This window comes from Microbacterium sp. (assembly GCF_039812165.1).
Taxonomy (GTDB): Bacteria; Actinomycetota; Actinomycetes; order Actinomycetales; family Microbacteriaceae; genus Microbacterium.
This window is the reverse complement of the sequence record NZ_JBDIAB010000239.1, coordinates 1-4,007: the sequence shown is the minus strand read 5'-3', so window position 1 is coordinate 4,007 and position 4,007 is coordinate 1. Positions and strand designations below refer to the sequence as shown.

The 4,007-nt window shown below is 72.2% G+C and carries 4 protein-coding genes; all 4 read right to left on the bottom strand.

All coding sequences use genetic code 11. The features are described 5' to 3' along the window. Positions 1 to 485, bottom strand: a 485-nt coding sequence (locus WML84_RS13535) for a class I SAM-dependent methyltransferase (protein WP_347346663.1), incomplete at its 3' end; no start/stop codon positions are given. An 11-nt stretch (positions 486 to 496) separates the two neighbouring features. Then, the gene (ccsB, locus tag WML84_RS13530; protein ID WP_347346662.1) at positions 497 to 1,507 is read right to left on the bottom strand and encodes a c-type cytochrome biogenesis protein CcsB; all 1,011 of its coding nucleotides are present in this window, start codon (positions 1,505 to 1,507) and stop codon (positions 497 to 499) included. Positions 1,508 to 1,512: 5 nt separating this feature from the next. Next, positions 1,513 to 3,273 carry a cytochrome c biogenesis protein ResB gene (locus WML84_RS13525; protein WP_347346661.1) on the bottom strand — a complete coding sequence of 587 codons (1,761 nt, stop codon included), beginning with the start codon at positions 3,271 to 3,273 and terminating at the stop codon, positions 1,513 to 1,515. Continuing rightward, the gene (locus WML84_RS13520) at positions 3,254 to 4,006 is read right to left on the bottom strand and encodes a cytochrome c biogenesis protein CcdA (RefSeq protein WP_347346660.1); all 753 of its coding nucleotides are present in this window, start codon (positions 4,004 to 4,006) and stop codon (positions 3,254 to 3,256) included. Before WML84_RS13520 ends, WML84_RS13525 begins: the two co-directional genes overlap by 20 nt. Position 4,007 lies beyond the last annotated feature (1 nt).

Sequence of the window (4,007 nt, the reverse complement as noted above, 5' to 3'; positions counted from 1 at the left end):
GCGGCGCGATACAGCCGCAGCCACTCGTCGAGCTCGGGAAGCAGCGGATACCAGAGGAACCCGGCATAGTCCGCGTCGCGCGCGGCCACGACGCCGCCCGCCACGGTGACGCGGCGCATCTCGCGCAGCGCCTGCACCGGGTCGGCGACGTGCTGCAGCACCTGGTGGGCGTGCACGACGTCGAAGCTGTCGTCGGCGAAGCTCAGCGCGTGCACGTCCTCGACCGAGAAGTCGACGTTCCCGAGACCCCGCTCGGCGACGAGACCCCGCGACAGTGCCAGGGCGGCATCGTCGATCTCGGTCGCGGTGACCCGTCCTACGAGACCCGCGAAGTCGGCCGTGATCGTCCCCGGCCCCGCTCCGACGTCGAGCAGACGCGTCGTGGGCGCGAGGTGCGGACGGAGATACGCCGCCGAGTTCTCGACGGTGCGGTTGCTGTGCGAGCGCAGGACGGACTCGTGATGCCCGTGCGTGTAGACGGCCACGCGGATGCCGGTCAGCTCAGGCCGCTGTAGACGTGCAGGCCCTTGAAGAACATGTTGACGATCGTGAAGTTGAACATCACGGCCGAGAACCCGATGATCGCGAGCCAGGCGGAGCGGTTGCCGCGCCAGCCGCGCGTCGCGCGCGCGTGGATGTAGCCCGCGTACAGGACCCACACCACGAACGTCCACACCTCTTTGGTGTCGAAGCCCCAGTAGCGGCCCCACGCGTCGTTGGCCCAGATGGCGCCGGCGATGAGCGTGAAGGTCCAGAACATGAACCCGACGATCGTGAAGCGGTACGCGAGCGACTCGAGGGCGTCGGCGCTCGGGATCGTGCGCAGGAACCGCGGCCCGGTCTTCGCGGCCGCCTCGCCGGAAGCAGCGGCGAGCGCGAGCCGCTCGCGACGGCTCTGCATGAGCTGCAGCACCGACAGCGCGAACGCGAGCGCGAACAGCGCGGTCGCGAGCGACGCGACGAACACGTGGATCACGAGCCACACGCTCTTGAGCGGGTCGGCCAGCGGCGTCACGGCCACGTACAGGTTGCCCACGAGCGTGCCGCCCAGCAGCACGACGACGAGACCCGTGATGAACGCGCCGAGGAACCGCAGGTCGTAGCGGAACAGCACCACGAGGTAGACCGCGATGATGAGCATCGTGCCGGTGAGCGCGAACTCGTACATGTTCGACCACGGCACGCGGCCCGCGGCGATGCCGCGCGTCACGTCGGCGCCGACGTGGAAGAGGAAGCCGAGCACGGTGAGCGAGGTGCCGATGCGCGCCCAGACGTACCGCGGGCGGGCGGCCACGCGCTGTGCGGGCGGCGTAGGCGCCTCGACGGTCGGCGGTCCGCCGGCACCGACCAGCTGCCGGGTGACGACGGCATCCTTCGCCTTCACGGCGAGGTCGGAGCGACGGGCGAGATCGACGGCGTAGGCGACGAACGCGAGCGCGTAGATCGCGACCGCCGTCCAAACGAGCAGCACCGACACGGCATCGAGCGTCAACCCTGTTTCCGGCATGGCCGTCAGTCTACGCGGGATGCCTCTTCCACCGGCAGCTCCGCGGGCACCGCCGTCGACGCCTCGGGCAGCAGGCCCGCCCCGCGCAGCGCCGCGCCGTGGTCGCGCGCGAGGTCGGCGACGGCGGCCGCGATCGCCGGGTCCTCGCCGCGCGCGAGGCCGGCGTACTCGACCCGCAGGCCCGCACCGGACGGCGTCGCCTTGACCCACAGGCGCCGACGCGGGACGAACAGCGCGGCGAGCAGTCCCGCGACCGCGAGCGAGGCGAAGCCCAGCACCCAGGGCGCGCCGACGTCGCGGTGCACCGACAGCGACACGAAGCGCTTGACCGACTCCGCGGCGCCGGACGCCGTGGCATCCTCCAACGTGATCGTGCCCCACCCGTTCGGGAGATCCGCGGTCTGGCCGGGCTCGAGCTCGATCGAGGCGACGTCGGTGCCGCGGCCGGTGAGCTTGTCCATGCCGGTCGGGTCGAGCGTGTACACCGAGCGCGCGGTGCCGTCGTCGATGCCGAGGTCGCCCGCGTACACGTCGAGCGTCAGCACCGGGCTGATCAGCGCGCCGTAGGCGGAGGTGAGCGCGCCGCTGTGCAGCGCCGCCTGGGTCGGGTAGAAGAACCCGACGAGGCCCAGCTGCTCGGGCAGGCCGTCGGCGATCTTGACGACGCCGAGCGACGTCATGTTGGCGTCCTGCGGCAGGAACGGCACCGACTCGCTGTAGACGACCTCGCCGTCGGCGTCGCGCACGGTGATGGTCGGGGCGTAGCCGTTGCCCATGAGGTAGACGCGGTCGCCCTCGATGTCGAGCGGGTGGTTGACGCGCACGACGCCGTCGGCCGGCTCCTGGCCCGGCAGCCGCGTCGTGAGGTGCGCGGCGAAGTCGCCCGCCTGTCCCTGGCCCGGCTCGCCGAGCGGCGTGTACGTGACGTCGAACCGGTCGAGCGTGAGCGAGTACGGCGGCAGCGCCTCGGCGTCGACGAAGCGTCCCGGGTTGAACGACGTGTAGCCCAGGCCCAGCGAGTTGACGAAGCTGTCGCCCTCGACGATGACGGTCTGCCCGGTGTAGGTGAGGCCGCCCCCGATGCCGACGGCGAGCAGCACGCCGACGAGCGCGCCGTGGAAGACGAGGTTGCCGCTCTCGCGCAGGTAGCCGCGCTCGGCCGACACCGACGCGACGGCGCCCCGGTCGTAACGCTCGATCCGGTAGCCGGCCTTCTTCAGGTGCGCGGCGGCGAGGTCGACGGCCTCGACGGCGGCGGCAGCGGCATCCGTCCCCTCGGGCAGCTCCACCGTCGCCTCGGCGTGGTCGGCGAGGCGGCCGAGGCGCGCGGGCGTGCGCGGCGGACGGGCGCGGAGAGCGGTGAGGTGGTGCTTCGTGCGCGGGATGACGCAGCCGATGAGCGAGACGAACAGCAGGATGTAGATCGCCGAGAACCACGCCGACGTGTACACGTCGAACAGCTGCAGCCCGTCGAGGATCGGGAACAGGTCGGGGTGGTCGGTCCGGTACTGCGACACCCCGTTCGGGTCGGCGCCGCGCTGCGGCACGATCGAGCCCGGGATCGCCGCGATCGCGAGGAGGAGCAGGAGCACGAGGGCGGTGCGCATGCTCGTGAGCTGACGCCATCCCCAGCGCATCCACCCGGTGAAGCCCAGCTTGGGCTGCGCGATGCCGCGGTCGTCGGCGGCCGTCGCGTCGGCGTGGTCGGCGGGACGGAGCGGATCGCTCGCCGCGCCCTCGGCGTCCTCAGAGGGGGAGCTCGACACTGCCGATCACCGCCCCGAGCTGCGACATGAGCGCGGTCCACACGCCGGTCACCATCAGGATGCCGAGGACGACGAGCAGACCGCCGCCGACGAGGTTGAGGGTGCGGATATGCCGCTTGAGGAATGTCACCGAGCGCGCCGCCCAGCCGAAGCCGACCGCGAGGAGCAGGAACGGGATGCCGAGGCCCAGCGAGTACGCGACGGCGAGGAGCGCGGCGCGGCCGGGGTCGGCCTGGCTGATCGAGATCGACAGGATCGCGGCCATGGTCGGGCCGATGCACGGCGCCCAGCCGACGCCCATCGCGACGCCGAGGAGCGGCGCCCCGATGAGACCGAGGTTCTCGCGCCGCCGCGGCCGGTACGTGCGCTGCGCGAAGCCGAAAACGCCCACGAAGACGAGGCCGAGCAGGATCACCACGACGCCGAGGACGCGCGTGATGAGGTCCTGGTACTGGATGAACAGCTGCCCGAGAGTGCCGCCGAGCACGAAGATCGCCACGAACACGGCGGTGAACCCCGCGATGAACAGGGCCACGCCGAGGAGGAGCCGGCCCCGGGCGCGGCCGGCGTCCGTCGCCACGGTCGCCGTCGCCGGCGAGGTCGCGCGCGCGGCGGCCGGCGAGCCGACCGCGGCGCGCGGCGCGACCGCACCGCCCAGGAAGCCCAGATACCCGGGGACGAGCGGCAGCACGCACGGCGAGAGGAACGAGACGAGACCCGCGAGCATCGCGATC

Coding starts and splice junctions, on each gene's coding strand:
- ccsB (WP_347346662.1), bottom strand. CDS start 1,507: ATGCCGGAAACAGGGTTGACGCTCGATGCCGTGTCGGTGCTGCTCGTT.